The following is a 20,494-nucleotide window of genomic DNA, read 5'->3' on the forward strand; positions in this document are numbered from 1 at the left end:
CCTATGTTCTCTCAAATCATGGAAAGGATCTTATCTTTAGAAAATAAAGTGCTTGAGCAAGGGGATGAACTTGAAGAGCTGCGAGGTAATACGGCGAATCTTATTCGTCTTGCTGTGGTTGATAAGGCCAGTAAAACCACTGTGGATATAAAAACGGGTGATAACGAGGTGAAAGACGTTCCGTTCTTTGTCTTTTGTAGCGGCAAGGTGAGTCATTATCGCCGTCCATCAAAGGGGGAATTATGCCTGTTGATTAATTTAGGCTCTGGCACCAATTTGAATAATGCGGTTGCCTTGATGGGATTGCCTTCTACCCAATACCCCGCGCCAACCACGAACGAGAATGAAGTGATGACCGATTATGGCAACGGCATGACGGAGCTTTATAACATCGAGAATGGAAAGCTTGTGGCCAAGTATCCTGGTGGTTATGAGATTCATGCGGACAGTAAACAAATTGGCAAGAATGAACTTGAAGGGGATTCGATTCAAAAGGGCAATCAACAAATCGAAGGAGACACCAAACAGAAAGGCAATATTGAAGCGACCAAAGAGATATCTGATGGCGTTCGCAGTATGTCTGAAGATAGAAACCTCTTTAATGCCCATGATCATGTTTGTTCAGGTCCAGGCTCACCCTGTTCACCTCCAGGAGTAAATCAATAATGGCGCTCAATCTTGATATCTATCAGCTCATCATGAGCAATGGTCTGAAAATTTCAAACCCTGCGGTGAATGCTGGGCGTGAAACCAGTAATCAATTAATGGCATTAGAAACGGCCTTAAACAATCCGGCGCTGGACTTACTGGGTGTTGATTTAACCGTACTCACTTCAGCCAGAGACAGCATAGCGAGCACCAATACCAATATAACTGGCAGCGTGAATGCGATGGCAACAACCGCGGATAATGCTATCCAGATGAGTTCGATGGCTCAACAAGTGAATCGATTGGATGCGTTGAGTGGGGCGGTTCCTGCCAGTTGCTCAAATACCACGGAATTGTTTGGTTCTATTCAAGGTGAAAATGATGCGGCCTTTGCGGTGATTAATAAGGCAGTGAGTGCGTTATTTCAAGCGATTAATGATTTCATAGGAGGGCTTATTGATGTTGATGCATTTGCAACATGGTTAGCCACCATCACCGATACGTTGTCACTGGCTGATAGCGACATTGCCGCGTTATTGAGCAAGGAATTAGCCAAAGCCAATGAGATAAAAAACAAAATTACCTCATCCGCCATCGCGCAAAATATTGCCATGCTTTGGGATAATCCGTGTTCAAAATCGGTGATGAACGATGTGTTACCCGATGACATAAAAAGGCTTTTACCATGATAGGGATTGACCCAAAGACAGGCAAGACGGTGACAGGATTTGAAGCGCTTAAACGGCGCTTCATTCGTATCTTAACCACGGAGATCTCAAGCCGAGTGAAACGTCGAAAGGTGGGTAATCCGGCGTTACGTTGTCTCGGTAAGCTGCAAACCCCACAAACTACGTTAATCATTCAAAACCTTACGTTGTCGGCCTTTACTCAACATCAAAACGGCTTGTCTGAGTTTAAGGCCACTCAATGTATCGCCCAGCCAACCGCGACGGGTTATTCCATTAAAGTGATTGGTAAGTGGAAAGGTAATCAACTCAAACTTGAAGGTGAATTATGAGTATCCCGAATGCATTTGAAGCCCCGTCGTTTGAAGCTTTGTTTGATGATTATGTGGCTTTTGCGGTTAATTACGTTCAAGAGTCGAACCCTGAAGTGGCGGTTCAACTTGAAGAGGCGTTTCGTAATGAAGGGGAAACCTTAGCGCAAGTGACGCAAGCCTTCATGCTAAAGCGATTGGCTGAAATTCGTGAGCAGAACTATTGGGCTCTGCAGATGTTCCGCAAGTTCGTGACTGAAACTGACATGGTGGATCTGTTAGCGGCGCAATATCAATTAAAGCGTCAGACCTTAATTCCAGAAGACAAGAAGGTGTTTCCACCAAAAGCGGCGGTGATGGAAGGCAATGACAGTTTATTGCAACGTTTTGATTTAGCGCCGTACATGTTTCACACCACAGGCACTCGCGCCGGTTATCGCTTTCATGCCTTAACTTTGGATGAGAGGCCAACCATAACGGTAAGCTCTGAATTAGACGCGGTCGTGATGCGCTTTGAGTTTCCAAAAGAGAGTCAACCGGCACAGGTTAAAGACGCCAGAGCCAAAATGTTGGTACCAAACAGCGGTCAAGTTCAGGTGGCGTTGGTCAGTCGCGAAAATCCTGATGGAACGGCAAGTCCTGAATTGATAAAACGCGCCAGTGATTATCTAAATCGTGATGACATTGCCCAAGAAACCGATGAAGTTACCGTGAAAAGCTGTGTGCCAAAACCGTATGTGATTGAAGCGACGTTATTCACAGGAGGCGATCCGGTGAATGATATTTCAAAAGAAGAAGCCCAAAGCGCCGCATTAGTTTTTGCAGATAAAAGCCAGTTACTTGAAGGACGAGTAGAGCGCTTAGAGCTTGGTCATGTTTTTTATTCACTGGGGGCAAAGCGTGTTGAGATAACCAAACCCTCAAACGATGTTTTATGTTTGTGGGATGAAGCGCCGCACTGCACAGAGGTGATCATCAATGTTAAAGCCCAATGAGTTTGTATCGGTTCAACCTGAGAATCGAACCTTGATTGAAGAGGGATTAGAGTTTGCCTGGCATAGCTTATTAAGTGCATCAGAAAACCCGTATCCAGAACTGAAACAACCCCTTTTAACCTCTGATGAATTTGTGTCACTGCTTGCCTCTGAGCGTGGTGTATTGGATTGGCAACCCAATGACACGATGAAACAGAGACGAGAAACCACAGAGCAAGCCTTTGCTATTCATCGAAAAGCAGGAACTCGTTTTGGTTTATCTCAAGCTTTGAGCGTGTTGAACATCACCACAGAAATGAAAAAAGGGGCATTGGCGTATTCACTAAAAATTGATGGTTATTTATCCGCTCTCCCTATTGATAAAGAAACCACAGCAAGGGTGGCGTCTCGAATTGATAACTACAAATCAGAGCGTGACACGGTGGATATTGCCCTTATCCGCTCTGCAGATTCATACGCCTTTATTGGCTCAACCATTCAAACGGGTGTTGTTATAGAAATAGGTGCCGCATGAGTATAGGATATTTAAATTACATTACATTGGCAGGGCTTGATGAAGAAGCGCTGGCCAAAGAAGAAGGCCGTAAAGTTACGATTGAAAAAGTGGTCATTGGCCTTGGGTTACTTCCAGAGAATGAACAACCACAAAATCAAACGGCGTTATTGCAACCTAAAGCGGAAGCGGTGTGTTTTGTAAAAGCGATAGATACGGAGCATGGTTTTTATCGTGTTGAAGCGGATATTCCTATTCCTGATGAGGGTTATAATTATTTTGAAATTGGTAGCTTAACTGATACCGGCGTTCTTTATTCATACGCACGCTCTCGCGGTGATTATGTGGCTGGAAGTGCCGATTCAGACGGGAAACTCACACGAATTAGACTCAACTTTAGAACGGATAATTCAGAATTAATTACCATCACGCAAGATGATTCGGTGCTCTATACACCCATTACGGATTTTGAAGCGCATGTTAACGCTGATAAAGCCCATGAGCAGTATGAGAGAAAAGACAATGCGTCAACCGATGCCGACATTGACTCTGAATCGAGGGAGAAAAAGCACGTTAAGTTGCCTCAGTTTTGGCGAGCATTAACCCCTCAACGATTGATTGATAAATTGTGGTTAGGTCTTGCTGCAAAAATATTTCCAGTAGGGGCTGCCATCCCTTGGTTTACTGATATTGCTCCAAATGGTTTTGCTATTATGAAAAACCAAGTGTTCGATAAAATAGCCAATCCACAATGTGCCTTGATATGGCCTGATGGCATCATTCCTGATATGCGTGGCTGTGGTGTTATTGGAAAGGAAGACGGCGAAACGATTGGTGTTTTTGAAGAAGGACAAGTAAAAGAGCATGGGCATGAAGGTTCAAGTGTTGGGTCAACTAATTTAGGAACGAAAACTACGAATACAGACACACATTATCATACGTATCAAAAAATGAGAGCAGCACAATCGAATCAACACGGTCATAATCCATGGACTACGTATGGAACCGAAACAAAAAATACGTCTTCAGATAGCCATAACCATACGGTAGTTATTGGATCTCATGTTCATACCATCATGATTGCTTTATTTGGTGCACTCAAAAATACGATAAACCACCGTAAAGTTAACTGGATAGTGAGGCTTGCATAATGAATAACATTCAAAAGAAATCAGTTACTTTACACGTATCACGAATTCATCCTGATGGTTGGTGGCTTGGTAATGGTGAAGAGCATGTTGCAGCAGGAACCGCACTAGGTGCTGATTGTACTGAAAACATTTATGAGCCAAGTACCAATGGAGTTATTGGTAAATACGATCACCAACTAAATACCTGGTTAGAAATTGAAGATAAATCAGCGTATGAATTTTGGTCTCCAATCGGTGAGGCTTTTGTTATTGGTGTTCCCGATGGGGATTATCCTGAATGGGTTGTGAAAGACGCACCGCCAAAATACGATAAAGAAATTCAAACCGTTCTTTATAAGGATGGTAAATGGAAAGTGTTTGGGATCTTACTGGGTGAAACTTATTGGGATAGTGAGACGAATGAGTTTGTTATCTCTGATTATAATTTCACATTACCAGATAAGCATTCTTTCACTAAACCACCAGAGTCAAAGGAAGGCTTTGCGGTTCGTTTAATCAATAATCAATGGAAGCAGCTTGAAGACCATCGTGAGAAAATTGCGTTTGCTAAAGATCGTGATAACGATGAGGAAGGGGATTATCAAGTTGAAGAGCTCGGTGTTATTCCTGAAACTCATACCTTACTAGAGCCTGAGCAATTTGATTCATGGAGTAAAGTACTTGGGGCTTGGCAATACGATAAAGCGCGTTATCGCCCTCATTGGATTGAAACAGAAAAGCAGTGGCAGCAAGACGTGTTAACTAATGTTGAAGCTCAATTGCTGTTTTATGCCCAGGACAAGCAAATCCCTGAGATCTATTCTGAGCTTCGTAAAACCAATTATACGGAAGATGAGTATTACCGACTCCTTGGTGATCGCATTCTCTTAAATGAATACGTTGAGCAAGACGATTTCCCTGAATGCGGCAGACCTCAATTATCAGGGGTAGTACCAAGCTAATCACATCAACCAATCACTTCAGAACCCAGCCATTGCGCTGGGTTTTCTTTTATCTAGCCACAGGAAAACCCTATGGACAAAAAGAGCAAAAGCGATGGGCGAATTGAATATCAAATTCTAAAGCCCTTTCGATTGGCCAAACGTTGGGTTCTGCTCAATGAAAAGACCATTCGTCTCCATCCACGACAAGCCAGCTTTCTTTTATTGAATGGAAAGATTGGAAAGCCGGTCACTCAACCAACGAAAGCCGAGGTGAAATAATGGCAGAAATGATCCCAATTCAAGATTTTGAATTAAACGGCGCTGAAGTTATTGCGATTGAGCCATTACCAAGTATGGGTCCATTGGCTCAGCATGTGGTGTGCTTAGTTGGAACCGCGCCCAATAAACATACCTCCATTGCTTACAATGAGCCGGTGCGTTTATTTGATTATCCGCAAGCCAAAATGATGCTCGATACGACTAATACCAGTGAAGGGACATTGCCGTTATTGGCGCGTTACCTATTGGGTTATGTTCGTGCGGTGTTCTATGTAATTGTGGTTGAAGAAGGCGTCGATAAACCAGCCACAGAAACCAAGGTGATTGGTGGTATTGATGCAGATACCGGCGCGACATCAGGCTTGTTTTCAATTAAAGGGTGCCCTGAAACTCCAACCTTGATTGGTGCACCAGGCTTTAATTCGATCCCATTTGTTCAGAAGCTTTGCACCGTGGCGCGTGATATTCATTGTCGTCCAATTGTCGATGGGCCAAACACCAATGATACAGAAGCCGCAGAGTTTGCCGGTGAATTTGGTGCTGAAGGAACAGGGCAAGATAAGCTCAGTATTATTGATCCGTGGTTTATTAAAACCTATGACGGCTTACCTACGGTATTGCCAGCGTCCATCGCATTGATTGGCGCAATGGCAGCGATTGAGGGGTATGAATCACCACAAAACCAGGGGGTGTTGTGTGATGAGCCTTGTCGCTTAGTGACTTACAAGATTGGGGATAAAACCACACAAGCGAACTTCTTGAATAAACACGGTGTTGTCACGATGGCCACAACGCGAATGGGTGGCGTGTCTATCATTGGTAATCGAACCAATACGGGGCGCTTTATGGCTCATGTGGGTTTGGAAGATCTAATGGTACGCAAACTAGAAGAAACCTCTCAGCCCTATATGGGCAAATTGCTCACCGAAGAGTTCATGGACAGTGTGGTTGAGCGCTTGAGCAACTGGGGACAATCCTTAGTGGCTGATGGCGTGATTCCCGTCTTTCGTGCGTATTTGCACCCAAGTAAAAACAACCTTGAAAACTACAACTCAGGGCGTTGGTTCTTGTGTGTGGATTATGGCCGTTATAGCCCGAATGAGCACATGGTGTATGAAATGTCGGTGGATAATGGATTGATTGAGCAATGGCTTGAGGAGACAGTAAATGGTTGATCGCGTTCGATTACGATTATCAGCGGTGGTGCAAGATGTGCCATTGGTGAATGAGATTGTGGAATTCAGTGCGCCAGAAGTGACGTTTAAAACCGCGGCGAATGAGGGGCAGTTTGTTCAAAGTGAAGACGTTGTTGGGATTGATTTACTTAAATGGTCAATGAAGATCCGAGGTAAGCACGCCGACTTGGTGATGTCATTGGGCCGTTATGCCTTATCTGAAGCGCAAGTGAATGTGACGGAAAAAGGCAAAGACAGCAACAATGGTGGGTATAAGGCGCAATACTCGCTCTATTCTACCATTGGTTCAATTAAGCAAGAGACCGTCAAGATGGGAGAAAAGCCGGTATGTACCATTGAAGGCACTTGTAAATCCTACAAGCTGATAGATAACGGTAAAACGGTGTATGACATTGATACCCGAACCGGAAAAACCACCATTGGCGGTGTCAATCTTATGGGTCAATACGGCGCGACGGCGTAACCACATTATGACATTACTTTTAATAGGAGCTTCGGCTCCTTTTTTTGATCGAGATAATTATGAAAAAGACCTCTGCATTGCCATTTTTTCGTTTAAATGACAGCAACACCCTGACTATTTCCTCCATGACGCTTGAGGTGTTTCGACAACTCCCATTCATTAATAAAGAGGGCAAGCTCTGTGATAAAGAACTGTTTGACCAACAAAAAGCGGTCATCCTTGCAACCACAGGGCTGAGTGAAGAGAAGTTTGAAGAACTCACCGCACCTGATTTTAATACGTTAGCCAATGATTGTACGGCTTACATCTTAACGGGCAGTGATGAACTCCAAGGTAAGAAACTGGCAAACGACTGTTATGAATTCGATTTACTTTTCCCGTTTGAAAATGAAGTGGGTGAGAAGATTGAGCACATCAAATTTACGGTACCGAAAGTGAAGCATTCACAAGCGCTGACAGACATCACTGAAAAGCAACTGCGTGAAGACTTTATGTTCCAAGTGGTGTGTGATTTGGATAAAGAAGATCTGCAGAAGATGTCGGTGAATGATTACTTAACGATTAAACCGAAGGTCGGTGATTTTTTTCTACAGTCGGCGGCTTACTTTCAAGTGACGACGTCGAAAACTTAATTGATGTGATCCCGATGTACCGCAACACTTCCGAAACCGAATTAAAGGAATGGCGGCAGGATTTAGCGGTGCATCGATACGAGCTGATTTTAACTAAGCTGGGGATTAAGAAGCGATGAGCAATCAAAAAAGCAAAGTGTCCTTACTGCTTGATGTGACCACCAAAGGCTTGGGTGATGTGGTATCAACCACCAATGCCACAGAGAAACTGAACGGAGCGCTTGAACAGCAACGGGGCGAAGTCTCTGGTTTAAACCGAGATTTAAAGAAAGTGGAGGGATATCAAGCCACAGAGCAATCACTGCAAAAAGTAAATGCGAAACTGGATGCCTCCAAAGTTAAGTTCTCAGGGCTTGGCTCTGAGCTGAATGACAGTCAAAAGAAAAGCCGAGTCTTAGCCCAAAGTTATAAAAGTACCGAGCTGTCTTTGGGATTGTTGCATAAAAAACTCGCCGATCCTTCAGCGTTTAACCTGTCTCAATCTGAAACGAAATCACTGGGTGTTGAGGTTGCTAAAACCGAATTACGGTTAGAAAAACTCTCCGATGAAATGGCTAGCAACGCCATTCACACCAACAAACTGCGCTCATCCCAATATCAAGCCAAGAAACAGATAGACCGTTATTCCTCAAGCAGTGATACCCAATCGGCTAAACTCAAAAAGTTGCAGAAGGAATTGAAAGGGGCTGGACTTAATACCGATAAGCTATCAGATGAGCAGCAACGACTAAAAACCGCGAGTGAGCGAGCCACCGGCGCGTTAGAAAAACAAGGGCGACAACTCAAAGAGCTCAATTCGATTCAAAGCCGAATAGATAAACGCAATGCTAAGTTAGGAGAGTTAAGAGGCCAAGCCTCTGGTCTTGCCATGGCCGCGGCTCCGATTGCCGGCACCATGTATGCAGCGATTAAGAATGAATCTTCTTTTGCGGATGTGAAGAAGGTGCTCTCTGATAAAAATGATCCTCAAGATGCGGCCAAAATGAAGGCGTTGAAAGACTGGTCATTGAAAGAGTCGGGTAATATGCCGATGTCAGCGAGTGAGATAAACGCGATGTTGGCGGCGGGTGGTCAAAGTGGCATTAAAGATCATGAAAAGCTCAAAGCGTTTGTGCTTGATTCGGCCAAGATGGGTGTGGCGTTTGATATGGAGGCCGGTGAAGCCGGTGAAATGCTTGCCACCTTTAAAGCCTCAATGGGGTTGGATCAAAAAGGGGCGGTGGGCTTAGCCGGTCTTTCAAATTATCTTTCTGATAACTCCAATGCAAAAGCCAAAGACATTGCCTCTGTCATGGCGCGTGAAGGAGCAACAGCTAAAACGGGTGGTTTTAAAATCAATGAATCCGCCGCGTTGGCGGCGTCCTTACTTTCAACGGGGATGAATGAAGAGCGAGCGGCGACAGCTCTGAAAAACATCTCAGGACGTTTGACGTTAGGTGATGCGGCCAGTGGTAATCAACAAAAAGCACTAAGCTCATTGGGGTTTGATTCAGGCTCGTTAGCCGCAGATATGCAAACTGATGCATCAGGAACCTTGTTAGAAGTACTTGATGCCTTAAAGAACGCGCCACTTGAAGAGCAAAGTGCGCTCATTTCTCAAATCTTTGGGGAAGAGGCCAAAGGTGCGGTGGCGGCATTAGCTGGCAACACCAAAAACTTCACCGATATTTTAAAACTTGCCAATGAAAGCCAAGAAGTACACGTTCAATCTTTGCAAAAAGAATACGATACTCGCGTCAATACAACGGGAAATAAACTTAAGCAGTTTGTGAATAAGCTCAATGCGTTGGCGGTGGTCCTTGGTGAAAAGTTATTGCCAGGCCTGAATTGGGTATTAACTCCATTAGGGGCCGTGGTTGATGGGGTTACCGCGTTTGCACAAGAAAGTGATGTGCTTGTGCCAATCATTATGGGCGGTATTGGGGCAATACTTGCGTTTAAAACCGCGTTAATTGCAGGGAAAGCGGCGTCATTACTCTTTGGTAATACGGTTGATAAAACCCGTTTGTTTAAAAAAGGGCTAAACCGAGAAACCAAAGAAAGTGGAAAAGCGGCCTCTTATGCGACTAGGGCGTTTAAAGGGTTAAATCAAGAGCTTCGACGTACTGGTGGTTCAAGACGATCACGCGGTGGCTCAGGTAAACGATCTGGACGGCGCTCTCGATCTAGAAATCCATTATCTCGTGTTGCTCGCTCATTCAGTCATTCCAAAAAAGGCATTCCATTGGCGTTGGCTGGCGGCGCAATTGCCAGTTTACCAGGAATGGCAATGGCACAAGATGCGATCGATATGGGGGCGGATATGGCGCAGTCTGCAGGGCGATTGGGACTCGCCAAAGTATTACGACCATTGAACATGGCTATCAGTGGTATTGATGCGGTTCAATCATTGTCAGAAGGAGACACGGAAGGGGCAGGCAGCTCACTTGGCAGCTTGATCGGTGGTATGGGGGGCGCATCATTAGGCGCGGCGATTGGTACGATGATTTTGCCTGGCATTGGTACCATGATTGGCGGTCTTGCAGGATCAATGATTGGGGACATGGGTGGTGAAATGCTAGGGGGGTGGTTTGGAAGTAAACTCGCCTCATCCGATGAAGTCAGTCAAAAGGTGGAAGAGAAAGCCAATAAAGAGACGTTGAATGCACAAAACGCGGGGGTTCACTTTGCTCCTCAAATCAATATTACGCCCTCTAAAAATCAAGATGAAGTGGCGATTGCTAAACACGTCACAGAACAAATGCAGCAACAATTCAGTTACCTCATGGGCGGTCACTCTATTGAGTCTCGCTTTAATTACGCCGGTATCGACAGAGGATAAGGAGTCATTACATGCATCACCTTGTTATTGGTGAGTTTGTGTTTTCTGTGGGGGATAAAACCCCCATTATGAAAATGAACCGCGTCACGACGGGCCGTTTTACTGAAACAAGTCTGGTTGATGGGGCGATGTCATCCCCCACGGGAAAACCTCTTGAAACCCTCTCTATTACGGCCAAATGGCTACGCCAAACCGCAGAAGGTAACGTCGAGCGATTACGAGAAATGGTCGATGAGCCACAACAAATCAGCAACGGTGGAGGGGTAAATCTTGGGCAGTGGACGATTAAAAGCATCAATGAAGGAAAATCAGAGTTGGTGCATAACGGCTCGGCGCAAGTGACCGATGTCACCCTTGAGTTATTGGAGTATCGATGAAAGTCACCGTACAGAAAGGAGAGATCATTACCGACGTTCTCTTTAAACACACTGGTCAAGATGATGACCAATTAGAAATCGACTTCTATCAATTAAATCCTCACGTTCGTGGGGATTTTTTTATGGAAGAAACCATGGTCACCATTCCTGAAGTCAGCTTTAAACAAAATATCAAAGAGGTAAACCGCTCATGGGATTAGAACTCAAAGGCAAACACGGTGAAATGATGCTCTCTTTATTGCAAAGCTGGACGCTACGTGATGAAAACGGCATTGATGGCGATGATCTAAAGTTAGTAATTCACTCATCAGACATTGATGGTTTGCCGCCAAAGGGCGAGAAGTATACCGTTTATCTTGATGAGATAAAACGAGGCGTGTTCCAAATATCAGGCCGTAATTTTTCAGTGGAGCCTAGAACCATCACGATCACCATGACGGTGTCACCATTCTCAATCAAAGATAACTCCGGCTTTAGAGAAAGAAAGAGCATGAGCTGGAACAAAGCAACGCTAGGCCAAGTGGTTTCCGATTGCGTGTCTCCACATGGGTTCGTTCCTTTTGTCGCACCTGAATTACAAAATATTGAAATCGAGAGCTTGCATAGACTCGATGAAAGTACATTGCCTTTTCTGCGTAAATTGGCCAAACGGTATGATGCGATTGCAAAGCTGGTGGAAGAGCGCTTTGTGTTTGTGCCTATTGGTCAACGCTCTACCTCAACGGGAAAAGACATTCAATCCATTACGTTGTCACTTCCTGATGAGAATAAAGCCCTCAACTCAAACTTTGTGAATGTTTCGGGTGATTTAGATGGTCGCAATGATTTCTCTGGGGTTAAAGCGTTCTATTTAGATCCTACAGACAGCTCAAGAAAAGAAGTAACGGTTGGATCGGCTCCGTTTAAACGTTTAGGCCAGGACAAAAACAATCAACAAGAAGCCGAGCAAGCGTGTCATGCCGAGCTTAGAAAAATACAAAGACAAGGACGTAAAATCACGATCCAAGCCCCCGCCATTGCCACGGCTTTTGCAGAAGGTCATGTGATTTTGGATGGGTCATTTCCAAGTGTGGCACAAGGGACGTATTCGATTGATTCGGTCAGTCTCAGTGGCGCAGGAAAACAGGCCACTCGAATGAGTGTGCAAGCCACATTATTGGGGGAATGATGATAGTAATGAATCAACACGCACTGTTTCAAACCACGGTGCGTTGCAAAATATCAGAAGCTCAGATCAAGAAATACAGCCGTGACAGCCAAGTTAGACAACTTAAAGATGAGCGTTATTCTCTGTATTTACGCTTTAAACAGAATCGAGAGCAGGGAAGTTGGATTTATTATGAATACAAAGATGGTAAACAAAAGAGCTATCGTATTGGTAAATATCCAGATTTAAACGCCAAGGGCGCATTTGAAGTGCTTAATGCGTTTATTGTTGAGCTGACAACAGGAAAACCCGTATCGGGTAATTTGTTCTCAACGGTGGATGAAGTGGTGTGTTGGTATGTAGAACGTGAGTACCAAACCAGAAATGTGTCTAAAAATCGTATTACGGGCATTAAATCGATGGCAGACAATCATCTTATTTCTAATTTACATTGCTTACCTATTCGAGAATTAACTCATAAAAGCGTGGATGAGCTTTTAATCAAACCACTATTAAAAGCCTGTTTTGCAAATAGCTATATCAGGACCATCTTTCAATTACTCAAAGTGTGTTTTACGCGAGCTAAAAAGCTTAATTACTTAACGTTTAACCCAATGGATGAAATGAAGTTTACTGACTTTGTTACTAAGCGAATTGATGTAAAGGGATCTCGTTTAAAGCCTGATGATGTGCCAGAGTTGCTTTCTAAAATCACTAAAGCCAATCCTATTGAGCGCGTTCTCTGTTCAATGATGCTTTGTCATGGCACACGGTTAGGTGAAACGCGTCTTGCAAAATGGAGGCATATTAATCTTAAACAAAAGAGATGGGTTATCCCTAAAGAGAATACGAAATCTAAAAAAGAGATCGTTTATCCATTATCTAATGACATGGTGACTTTACTGAGTGATTTTAAACAGTGGCAAACAAAGCATAACTACGCCATTAATAACGTATTCCCTTTAAACAAACGAGATTTGCATCCAATCCATTCAGTGAGAGCGTCTGAATTGGTGAGAGCGGTGAGTAACAAAGAATGGTCAGCTCATGATTTACGAAAGGTGGCCAGAACGGTATGGGCTGATTTGGGTGTTGATTACATGGTTGCAGAGACATTATTGAATCATGCAAAAGATAAGCTCGATCAAGCCTATATTCACACTCATTTGGAAATGAAGAAGAAAGAAGCCCTAAATACCTACCATCAATGGCTAAATAATTGCTGTTACCACTGTCTTAGTGCTGATCTTGTTGTTTAAGAGATCGTTTAAAAGATCATTCAAATCAAATCGAAAGTTCAATTCTCATTGTTAATTACAGAGGGTAGTAAAATCATGCCAAATTTAGCCAAAAATGAGCATATTTCAGAGAATTTATTGAAATGCGCACGTTCGGTTCCACACCAAGTTGGACTGCTTAAATTGAGCAAGACACAGTTAATTGTTCTGCAGTCGATTAAAGAAGGTGAAGAGGTGACGCCGTCACAGATTGCGGAGAGATGTGGTTTGTCATCAAGCTGGGCAAGTTCGTTGTTGAAAAGGCTGGCAGAGAAGTATTATTTAACTCGAAGTTGTATGCAGCAGTTAACGGGTGGGGTTGAGTACCGGTATATAAAATATAACTATGGCAATGAAATGTGACACTGATTTATGTAAACAATCAAAGATACTGTAAAATTCTTTGTTATCGTATTTTTATTTATATTTGAACTATATGGGAAATGATTTTTCTGTTGAAATTAAAATTATGGGTTCGACATTGGTACTGCTTGCACCATTGTTGTTTCTTTGTTGTATGGCACTTAGTAAAGGTAAAGAACTGAGTTCAAGAGATTGTATCTTTTATAGCATTTTTCTTTTTTTGGTATCGCTTGTTTCAGCTCTGCTTAATGATGGATATATTGAAATTATTAGAACCGCAACGCAAGATTTCTCTAATCATAAGTTAATGGATATTATAATAAGTAATCAACTCCTGTTGGCAGATGCTATAAGCAAGGGTTCGGTAGATGTACCATTAGAAGCGTTTAAGGAATTTATAACGAAAGATGAACAAAAAAGAATTGATCAGTTAATTATTTCGTTGAATGTTATTCGTATGATTATTTCATTCTTTGGTTTTTCATTAAGTGCAATTTTACTTGGTATTGGTTTAACTAAATCACCACCAGAAATAAATATGATAGTTCAAAATGAAGCTGCTGAGCGTTTGATTCTATTAGAAAAGAAAACAGATCGCTTATTAAAAGTATTGTATTGCATATTAGGTATGATGGTTTTGTTTGCAGTCTTTTATCTATTCGATAGGTACTTCTAGAGTCTAAATCCTTACCTACGGGGGGACACCCCGAGGAATGAAAATTTTTCGGGCTCTATGGTCACCACCAACAGGCTAGTAATATTGATGGCGGTCGCATTATTTTGACCTTTTCGTGATGCGTAACGGTTAATATTTTGCAGGCATAATATGCATAAGTGTCTCCCATTCTATCTTAGGACCTTTATCGATATAACTAACTTGAAATATAGGTGACAAAAGAGATGTGATCTTAACTAAGGTCTCGTTTGGAAGTATATTTACAATTGTTTGATTGCTAGATTGAATTTGCTTATATGGTGATGATGAACCATCCGGCCAGTAGATGTGATTATTTTTGAAGCTAAAACCATATTTTTTTAGCTCTTGAATTTGCTGCCATGGTAAAAGAACTAATCGTTGGTAATTAATCGGCCAAGTCGTATCAGCATTTAAACTTTCAGTATTTTCATATATGTAATTATATATAAGGTCAAAATGACCGTTAATAACCGATTGTCCAATGTTATCAAAAATCGTATGAACTCTTGGATCATCAATGAAAGTAGTGCGTTTAAAGCTAGATGTGTGTTTGAATTTTGCATTTTTTGAAATTAGTAATTTCTTTAAAAGTGGTTCATGATTTTCTATGACATCTTTATCTTTTGGAAATGAATTTAAAAATGTATTGATTTTTTCATGACTCAATTTACCAGATGACTTTAACTCGTCGATGTTTTTATTTATACCATCGCTGATTATCTCAATTATTTCGATTCTTTTATCTTTTACCTTATCCATAGCTAGAGAGTGGAGTAGGCATAAGTCATTGATTTTTTGATGATTAACTAAGTGACCTGTTATGTCTGAAATACTTTTAAGTAAATTGTTTATTTTATCTAAATCACTTAATTTATATTTTGACATGAAATCTAAATTAATGGTACTGCTGTCATCTTTTACTAAAACACACACCTTATATATGAATAGCATAGATAAACCCTTAATTAGGTATTGGTTATGCATTTCACCTGTGCGAGACATTAATAAGTCATCGCGATCTAGTGATATTAATGAGTTGAAAATATCTTGAATACTATTTGGCAGTAATTCACATGTTAGCATGTTTATTTCTGATGACATTGGGTTTTTAAGTTCGCAAATATCAATTAACAATCCTGTATCATATTTAGATATCTTTGAAATGAAAATGTGTATGTTTTTGAACGCCATTTTTTGAAAGTTATAATCATTTATTTTATTTTCAAATGATTTCAATATGTCATCATCATCACCTTTTTTTTGGGTAAATGACGCCGGAGCTATTTCTTTTATTTTTTTATAATCAAAAATTAAACTTTCATTATTTAATGTTTCTTCTATGTAATTTGATAACTCGATTAATTTTGAATATTCATGGTTATTAACTTTATAATCGTTAAAGTAATAAATAAGTTCATTTGTAGTGATAATACCAAACCCTAAACTGGATATTAATTCGCTATATAAATTAACGATGCTATCTTTATTATCACTATCAATGCATATATCTGTGAGCTGATTGAAATGTTCAATTAGAGCTTTACCTAGACCGCTAGGCCAAGTTGTTATATATGTAAAGTTCATATATATACGGCCAGTAAGTAAAGGTTTGTAATTGTCAGTTCTTCGAGATTCAATACTATTTGCTATATAACATATTGATTTTAAAAGATATGAATATTTTTCTTCCTTTACAACTAGTCCCTGGACAAAATGTATATACCAACAAGCCACATTTTTGTACTTATCGTCGTTAGATAAAATAGGGGTGGAACATAATATTTTTTCTAAACCATTAATGTATGTATTTATGATGTTTGTATCAATTGATTCTTGATTATTAATAATGCTAAATCCAAGATCAGTAAAATTATCACTTAAATCTAAATATGAAGAGTCAGATGCTATCATATAGGATTCATAATCGCTTAATATGGAAATTTCTAAATTTGAATATGTTTCATTTTTTAGGTCTATATTTTTGGATATTATTTTTTTTCTAATACCTTTAATACCTTTAGACATATCATAAGTATAACTTAAATATCTTAATGAAATATTAATGATAATTATAAATGTAATGAGGATAATAACTGTGGATATAATGAAGAAAAAGTCATTAAAAAGTGGGGTTAACACTTTGTAACAAAGTATACATATAAAATATATGAATATACTCTTGTTTAATAACTTTGGATGAATAGGTGAATTTGTTTCTATGAAGTCTATTAAATGGTCTGATTTGTATTTTTCAGAAGCCCATTGAAAAGTCTGCTGGGCAAGTGGCAATGCGATAGCTGCTAAAGCTGCAAAGATAGCAATCGTATCTGTAAGATGAGAAAAAATATTGCCTCGAAGTAAATGGATATAGGAATCAAATGAACTTCCTAGATAAAGGTCTTTAAAGATATCTATAGTTTTATTCAATGTCATACTTCTTTTGTTAGATTGCTATGAAGTTTATACACTAAAGTGTCCTGAGTGCGTCCTAGCTTAGATTGATTCTACTATTTTTCTTTATACATCAACATATTAATTTTTATGGCTCACAACCAAAGAAGAAGAAACTTGGTGCGTTATCCTGCGGCATAAATGTGTCCAATTAATAGCAATGCATTAATTATCAGAGATCTATCACATAATCGCAAGGCATTAGAAGAATAAGCGAGATGAAAATTTACAGAGGGCTTTGTTTGATTGATGTTCTATTTATTGAATAGATAGTATTGCGATATAAAACCACAGAAAGACTGTCATTTAACGCTTTGAATCCGCATGCAATCGCAAGGCATTCGAAAAATAAACTAAATAAAAGGGATTATTGAATTGATATCGAGGCGAGATCATAATCCTCGTAGGTTAATGATTAAGCAAATTGTTGTAATTTAAAGGTAATTTCTGTTCCATCTTTAAAAATTATGTCTTAAAAATGCAAATTTGAAATAATTTGAAATATTTAGGTGTCTAATTTGCAAATCATAACCTATATTTATGTTGAACAAGAACTTGGTTCGAGATAAAAATTTTCATTTAAATCAAGTAATAATAAGGATATAGGGATAATTATGAATAAATATATGGCAGAATTTATAGGCACGTTTTGGCTCGTGCTAGGTGGTTGTGGTAGTGCAGTATTGGCGGCGGGCTTTCCTGAGCTAGGTATTGGCTTTGTCGGTGTCGCACTTGCGTTTGGTCTAACAGTATTAACGATGGCGTTTGCTATTGGACATATTTCTGGTTGCCATTTAAACCCTGCCGTTTCTATAGGCCTTTGGGTTGGTGGACGTTTTGATGCAAAAGACCTCGTTCCTTACATTATCTCACAAGTTTTAGGCGGGATTGCAGCGGGTGGTATTTTATACTTAATCGCAAGTGGTCAAGCTGGCTTTGATTTGGCGGGTGGTTTTGCATCAAATGGTTTTGGTGAACATTCTCCTGGTGGCTACACAATGATGTCAGCACTGATTATCGAAGTTGTCTTAACTGCGATGTTCCTAATTGTGATTATGGGTGCGACAGATAGCCGTGCTCCAGCAGGTTTTGCTCCTATTGCGATTGGTTTATGTCTAACACTTATTCACTTAATCAGTATCCCTGTAACAAACACTTCTGTTAACCCTGCGCGTAGTACTGCTGTTGCAGTTTATGTTGGTGATTGGGCTACATCTCAACTTTGGTTGTTCTGGGTTGCTCCAATTGTAGGTGCCATACTGGGTGCGTTAATCTACAAAGTAATCGCTAAAGAAGAAGCATAATCTAGAACGTATTTTTTAGATGTAATATGTAAACACAAAAATGCCGATGTTTATCATCGGCATTTTTATATCTACTGCTTTATTTTCTGCACGTTACTTTTGATTCATCTGTTCCATTTCAGCTAAATCGTATTCTCGAATATCGATTTTAGCGTAATCATTGCAGTCCACACACGCGTAGTATTTCGCACCGTCACAATATTGATGCTGTAAAACCATTGCTGGCTTTTTACACCAGTCACAGTGACCTTCTAAGTTAAACATAATACCTTCTCTTTTTTATTCTTTGAATTTCACATGAATTATATTTTACATTTATTTAACATGTGAAAGTGTGGTGAATTATATAGAGAACTTATTGTTTGTAAAGGAACCTATGTGTTTATCGTCGGTTTCATTTCTTAATCTTTTTATACGCTTTGTTAATTTCGGTAAGCATCACACCATCGGTTCCGTGATCGGGGTGGTGGAGTTGAGCTAATTTTCGGTATTGTTTTTTAAGATCATCAAGAGAGCTTGAAGAAACAACCCCTAATAATTGAAAAGGAGTAAAGTGGGGGAATGAAGCTTGCTTTGAGGCATCAAGTTCAATGCTTAATCGTTTTATGGTGACTTCTTGTGCTTCAGCTCGGATTTTAAGGTTGTCGTTGCTGTCTTGCAGATGTTTGATTTTTTCATTATGGAGCGTTTTTTCAAATGTGCTGTTGGTAGGTACATTCTTTTTTTGTAATAGGAATGTTCGTCTTAGTTTTATGAGTAAAAATCCAAGAATAACGAGCATGATTGAAATTAACAGATAACCGGCCAACATGATCAATCTGGTTGGTTTTTCCATTTGTGTGATGATAATTGTTTTTGGTTCTGGAGTAGGTTCGGCAACTTTAGGTGCTATTGGCTCTGCGAGTGTCGGATCTGCAATTTCTTTAGTGGTCTTAGGATTATGCTGTTGTGCGGCTAATTCGGCTAGCACACGTTTATAGCCAAGCATGGCTTCACCGTGACCATTATGAGAGGCAATTTGGTACCACAGAGAGGCATTATATAAATCGACTTTGCCTGCTAAGCCGTATTCGTAAATCTCACCTAAATAGAATTGAGAAGGCGGGTGATTTTGTGTGGCTGCACGAGTAAACCAATAAATTGCTTGTTTGGAATCTTGAGCAATGCCATAGCCGTTCTTATAGATCTGACCAAGGTTAAACTGCGCTGTGGTGTTATCTTGCATCGCCGCTTGTTTATACCATTGAATGGCGTGATCAATATTGATAGGGCGGTTTGTTCCTGCTTCATATTCCATAGCCAATTTTACTTGTGCGCGAGCATCACCTAATTCAGCTTTTTCTTCGAGAGAGTCAGCATGGGCGGTAAAACTAAGCAGTAAAACAACAGTAAGTAGAATTGAACGGATCATAAATATAAAATTATTAACAATAAAAAGACGGCAACAGTGTAGCTATAGGGTGATAGGAAAGTAAAGATAAAAGGGTAAGTGAAGAGGCATGTCATTTATCGCTTTAGGATTATCAGCCATTGATGAAAGGCTATGGTAATGTATTTCTTTAAGAAAAATACAATCTAACGGCAATGTAGAGGTAGAGTAAATATGGATGAGCAGACAATAGAGCAGGGATTAAAAGCACTCTGTCTGATAGATAAGGATCTTGAAGCCGCAGTAAAAACTCAAGGTTACCCATCGCCAAGAGTGAATCCTCATGGATTTGAGGCTTTTTTATCTATTATTGTCAGCCAACAACTGTCAACTAAAGTGGCGGCGGTGATAATGGGTCGTTTGGTTGCGTTATTAAAAGAAGTCACTCCAGAAAAGCTCTTGAGTATTGAAGATCAAAACCTTCGTGATGTTGGTTTATCTTGGCGCAAGATTGAATATGCAAAAGGGCTAGCCTTAGCCGTTCAATCGGGAAACCTTGATATTGATGGCTTAGAGTCATTAAGTGATGAAGATGCTATCAGTGCTATAACCAGTTTAAAGGGATTTGATCGTTGGAGTGCTGAGATTTATTTGATGTTTTCATTAGGACGACAAGATATTTTCCCTGCGGATGACTTAGGGGTATTGATTGCATTAGGAAGACTGAAAGGACTTACTGGTAAACCAACACCAAAACAAGCGAGAGAAATGGTAGGGCATTGGCAACCATGGAGAAGTGTCGGTTCGTTATTTCTTTGGCAGTATTATCATCAAGATGCTTAAATCTCCAAGCAAATAATAGGACGGCTAAGTGTAGGCGTTTTTTGTGGGGAGAGTAGGTTGAGCGGTAA

The 20,494-nt window shown here is 40.6% G+C and carries 23 protein-coding genes; 20 read left to right on the forward strand and 3 right to left on the reverse strand.

Annotated elements, in window-relative coordinates; all coding sequences use genetic code 11:
• Window positions 1-3: 3 nt before the first annotated feature.
• From A6E04_RS04550 to A6E04_RS04635, 18 genes are all read left to right on the forward strand, one after another.
• Window positions 4-666 carry a phage baseplate assembly protein V gene (locus A6E04_RS04550; RefSeq protein ID WP_065610153.1) on the forward strand — a complete coding sequence of 221 codons (663 nt, stop codon included), beginning with the start codon at window positions 4-6 and terminating at the stop codon, window positions 664-666.
• On the forward strand, window positions 666-1,337 hold the full coding sequence (locus A6E04_RS04555; protein WP_065610155.1) for a DUF7217 family protein: 672 nt from the start codon (window positions 666-668) through the stop codon (window positions 1,335-1,337). Before A6E04_RS04550 ends, A6E04_RS04555 begins: the two co-directional genes overlap by 1 nt.
• Window positions 1,334-1,666 (forward strand): GPW/gp25 family protein, encoded by a 333-nt coding sequence (locus A6E04_RS04560; RefSeq protein ID WP_023603408.1) that lies wholly within the window; start codon window positions 1,334-1,336, stop codon window positions 1,664-1,666. The genes A6E04_RS04555 and A6E04_RS04560 overlap by 4 nt, the downstream gene beginning before the upstream one ends.
• Window positions 1,663-2,640 carry a baseplate J/gp47 family protein gene (locus tag A6E04_RS04565; RefSeq protein ID WP_065610157.1) on the forward strand — a complete coding sequence of 326 codons (978 nt, stop codon included), beginning with the start codon at window positions 1,663-1,665 and terminating at the stop codon, window positions 2,638-2,640. The genes A6E04_RS04560 and A6E04_RS04565 overlap by 4 nt, the downstream gene beginning before the upstream one ends.
• Window positions 2,624-3,154 carry a phage tail protein gene (locus tag A6E04_RS04570; RefSeq protein WP_065610159.1) on the forward strand — a complete coding sequence of 177 codons (531 nt, stop codon included), beginning with the start codon at window positions 2,624-2,626 and terminating at the stop codon, window positions 3,152-3,154. Before A6E04_RS04565 ends, A6E04_RS04570 begins: the two co-directional genes overlap by 17 nt.
• Entirely contained in the window at window positions 3,151-4,284 is a 1,134-nt protein-coding gene (locus tag A6E04_RS20900; protein ID WP_083198905.1) for a phage tail-collar fiber domain-containing protein, read from the forward strand. Before A6E04_RS04570 ends, A6E04_RS20900 begins: the two co-directional genes overlap by 4 nt.
• A complete protein-coding gene (locus tag A6E04_RS04580) occupies window positions 4,284-5,225 on the forward strand; it encodes a hypothetical protein (RefSeq protein ID WP_065610161.1) in 942 nt (313 codons plus the stop codon). Before A6E04_RS20900 ends, A6E04_RS04580 begins: the two co-directional genes overlap by 1 nt.
• A 72-nt stretch (window positions 5,226-5,297) precedes the next feature.
• On the forward strand, window positions 5,298-5,486 hold the full coding sequence (locus tag A6E04_RS04585; RefSeq protein WP_026469714.1) for a hypothetical protein: 189 nt from the start codon (window positions 5,298-5,300) through the stop codon (window positions 5,484-5,486).
• Window positions 5,486-6,661, forward strand: a complete 1,176-nt coding sequence (locus tag A6E04_RS04590) for a phage tail sheath protein (RefSeq protein ID WP_065610163.1) — start codon at window positions 5,486-5,488, stop codon at window positions 6,659-6,661. The genes A6E04_RS04585 and A6E04_RS04590 overlap by 1 nt, the downstream gene beginning before the upstream one ends.
• Entirely contained in the window at window positions 6,654-7,145 is a 492-nt protein-coding gene (locus A6E04_RS04595) for a phage major tail tube protein (protein WP_023603401.1), read from the forward strand. Before A6E04_RS04590 ends, A6E04_RS04595 begins: the two co-directional genes overlap by 8 nt.
• Window positions 7,146-7,204: 59 nt before the next feature.
• Window positions 7,205-7,777, forward strand: coding sequence for a phage tail assembly protein (locus tag A6E04_RS04600; RefSeq protein WP_065610165.1), 573 nt, complete (start codon window positions 7,205-7,207; stop codon window positions 7,775-7,777).
• Between the two features lie 115 nt (window positions 7,778-7,892).
• Complete coding sequence (locus A6E04_RS04605) at window positions 7,893-10,598, forward strand: phage tail tape measure protein (RefSeq protein WP_065610167.1); 2,706 nt, start codon at window positions 7,893-7,895, stop codon at window positions 10,596-10,598.
• Between the two features lie 11 nt (window positions 10,599-10,609).
• Window positions 10,610-10,975 carry a phage tail protein gene (locus A6E04_RS04610; RefSeq protein WP_065610170.1) on the forward strand — a complete coding sequence of 122 codons (366 nt, stop codon included), beginning with the start codon at window positions 10,610-10,612 and terminating at the stop codon, window positions 10,973-10,975.
• Window positions 10,972-11,175, forward strand: a complete 204-nt coding sequence (locus A6E04_RS04615) for a hypothetical protein (protein WP_065610173.1) — start codon at window positions 10,972-10,974, stop codon at window positions 11,173-11,175. The genes A6E04_RS04610 and A6E04_RS04615 overlap by 4 nt, the downstream gene beginning before the upstream one ends.
• On the forward strand, window positions 11,166-12,143 hold the full coding sequence (locus A6E04_RS04620) for a hypothetical protein (RefSeq protein WP_065610174.1): 978 nt from the start codon (window positions 11,166-11,168) through the stop codon (window positions 12,141-12,143). Before A6E04_RS04615 ends, A6E04_RS04620 begins: the two co-directional genes overlap by 10 nt.
• An 8-nt stretch (window positions 12,144-12,151) precedes the next feature.
• Window positions 12,152-13,381, forward strand: coding sequence for a tyrosine-type recombinase/integrase (locus A6E04_RS04625; RefSeq protein ID WP_244886244.1), 1,230 nt, complete (start codon window positions 12,152-12,154; stop codon window positions 13,379-13,381).
• A 75-nt stretch (window positions 13,382-13,456) separates the two neighbouring features.
• Window positions 13,457-13,762, forward strand: coding sequence for a MarR family transcriptional regulator (locus tag A6E04_RS04630; protein ID WP_065610179.1), 306 nt, complete (start codon window positions 13,457-13,459; stop codon window positions 13,760-13,762).
• 73 nt (window positions 13,763-13,835) lie between these two features.
• Complete coding sequence (locus A6E04_RS04635; protein ID WP_065610181.1) at window positions 13,836-14,438, forward strand: hypothetical protein; 603 nt, start codon at window positions 13,836-13,838, stop codon at window positions 14,436-14,438.
• Between the two features lie 129 nt (window positions 14,439-14,567).
• On the opposite strand, the gene A6E04_RS04640 is transcribed toward A6E04_RS04635, so the two are convergent.
• Window positions 14,568-16,892 (reverse strand): hypothetical protein, encoded by a 2,325-nt coding sequence (locus tag A6E04_RS04640; protein ID WP_065610183.1) that lies wholly within the window; start codon window positions 16,890-16,892, stop codon window positions 14,568-14,570.
• A gap of 632 nt (window positions 16,893-17,524) precedes the next feature.
• Here A6E04_RS04640 and aqpZ point away from each other — a divergent pair.
• A complete protein-coding gene (gene aqpZ, locus A6E04_RS04645) occupies window positions 17,525-18,214 on the forward strand; it encodes an aquaporin Z (protein ID WP_012550297.1) in 690 nt (229 codons plus the stop codon).
• 93 nt (window positions 18,215-18,307) lie between these two features.
• Here the strand turns inward: aqpZ and A6E04_RS21100 are convergent, their stop codons facing one another.
• Together A6E04_RS21100 and A6E04_RS04650 are read right to left on the reverse strand one after the other, a co-directional pair.
• Window positions 18,308-18,478 (reverse strand): hypothetical protein, encoded by a 171-nt coding sequence (locus tag A6E04_RS21100; protein ID WP_012550296.1) that lies wholly within the window; start codon window positions 18,476-18,478, stop codon window positions 18,308-18,310.
• Between the two features lie 130 nt (window positions 18,479-18,608).
• Window positions 18,609-19,625, reverse strand: coding sequence for a J domain-containing protein (locus A6E04_RS04650; protein WP_017021279.1), 1,017 nt, complete (start codon window positions 19,623-19,625; stop codon window positions 18,609-18,611).
• A gap of 192 nt (window positions 19,626-19,817) precedes the next feature.
• Between A6E04_RS04650 and A6E04_RS04655 the strand changes: the two genes are divergently transcribed.
• The gene (locus A6E04_RS04655; protein WP_065610185.1) at window positions 19,818-20,426 is read left to right on the forward strand and encodes a DNA-3-methyladenine glycosylase family protein; all 609 of its coding nucleotides are present in this window, start codon (window positions 19,818-19,820) and stop codon (window positions 20,424-20,426) included.
• Window positions 20,427-20,494 lie beyond the last annotated feature (68 nt).

It is taken from the genome of Aliivibrio logei, assembly GCF_001691055.1.
GTDB classification, from domain to species: domain Bacteria; phylum Pseudomonadota; class Gammaproteobacteria; order Enterobacterales; family Vibrionaceae; genus Aliivibrio; species Aliivibrio salmonicida.

Excerpts from the sequence above, each read along its gene's own strand:
- A6E04_RS04550 (WP_065610153.1), top strand. The coding sequence starts at position 4 with ATGTTCTCTCAAATCATGGAAAGGATCTTATCTTTAGAAAATAAAGTG.
- A6E04_RS04555 (WP_065610155.1), top strand. The coding sequence starts at position 666 with ATGGCGCTCAATCTTGATATCTATCAGCTCATCATGAGCAATGGTCTG.
- A6E04_RS04560 (WP_023603408.1), top strand. The coding sequence starts at position 1,334 with ATGATAGGGATTGACCCAAAGACAGGCAAGACGGTGACAGGATTTGAA.
- A6E04_RS04565 (WP_065610157.1), top strand. The coding sequence starts at position 1,663 with ATGAGTATCCCGAATGCATTTGAAGCCCCGTCGTTTGAAGCTTTGTTT.
- A6E04_RS04570 (WP_065610159.1), top strand. The coding sequence starts at position 2,624 with ATGTTAAAGCCCAATGAGTTTGTATCGGTTCAACCTGAGAATCGAACC.
- A6E04_RS20900 (WP_083198905.1), top strand. The coding sequence starts at position 3,151 with ATGAGTATAGGATATTTAAATTACATTACATTGGCAGGGCTTGATGAA.
- A6E04_RS04580 (WP_065610161.1), top strand. The coding sequence starts at position 4,284 with ATGAATAACATTCAAAAGAAATCAGTTACTTTACACGTATCACGAATT.
- A6E04_RS04585 (WP_026469714.1), top strand. The coding sequence starts at position 5,298 with ATGGACAAAAAGAGCAAAAGCGATGGGCGAATTGAATATCAAATTCTA.
- A6E04_RS04590 (WP_065610163.1), top strand. The coding sequence starts at position 5,486 with ATGGCAGAAATGATCCCAATTCAAGATTTTGAATTAAACGGCGCTGAA.
- A6E04_RS04595 (WP_023603401.1), top strand. The coding sequence starts at position 6,654 with ATGGTTGATCGCGTTCGATTACGATTATCAGCGGTGGTGCAAGATGTG.
- A6E04_RS04600 (WP_065610165.1), top strand. The coding sequence starts at position 7,205 with ATGAAAAAGACCTCTGCATTGCCATTTTTTCGTTTAAATGACAGCAAC.
- A6E04_RS04605 (WP_065610167.1), top strand. The coding sequence starts at position 7,893 with ATGAGCAATCAAAAAAGCAAAGTGTCCTTACTGCTTGATGTGACCACC.
- A6E04_RS04610 (WP_065610170.1), top strand. The coding sequence starts at position 10,610 with ATGCATCACCTTGTTATTGGTGAGTTTGTGTTTTCTGTGGGGGATAAA.
- A6E04_RS04615 (WP_065610173.1), top strand. The coding sequence starts at position 10,972 with ATGAAAGTCACCGTACAGAAAGGAGAGATCATTACCGACGTTCTCTTT.
- A6E04_RS04620 (WP_065610174.1), top strand. The coding sequence starts at position 11,166 with ATGGGATTAGAACTCAAAGGCAAACACGGTGAAATGATGCTCTCTTTA.
- A6E04_RS04625 (WP_244886244.1), top strand. The coding sequence starts at position 12,152 with ATGAATCAACACGCACTGTTTCAAACCACGGTGCGTTGCAAAATATCA.
- A6E04_RS04630 (WP_065610179.1), top strand. The coding sequence starts at position 13,457 with ATGCCAAATTTAGCCAAAAATGAGCATATTTCAGAGAATTTATTGAAA.
- A6E04_RS04635 (WP_065610181.1), top strand. The coding sequence starts at position 13,836 with ATGGGAAATGATTTTTCTGTTGAAATTAAAATTATGGGTTCGACATTG.
- A6E04_RS04640 (WP_065610183.1), bottom strand. The coding sequence starts at position 16,892 with ATGACATTGAATAAAACTATAGATATCTTTAAAGACCTTTATCTAGGA.
- aqpZ (WP_012550297.1), top strand. The coding sequence starts at position 17,525 with ATGAATAAATATATGGCAGAATTTATAGGCACGTTTTGGCTCGTGCTA.
- A6E04_RS21100 (WP_012550296.1), bottom strand. The coding sequence starts at position 18,478 with ATGTTTAACTTAGAAGGTCACTGTGACTGGTGTAAAAAGCCAGCAATG.
- A6E04_RS04650 (WP_017021279.1), bottom strand. The coding sequence starts at position 19,625 with ATGATCCGTTCAATTCTACTTACTGTTGTTTTACTGCTTAGTTTTACC.
- A6E04_RS04655 (WP_065610185.1), top strand. The coding sequence starts at position 19,818 with ATGGATGAGCAGACAATAGAGCAGGGATTAAAAGCACTCTGTCTGATA.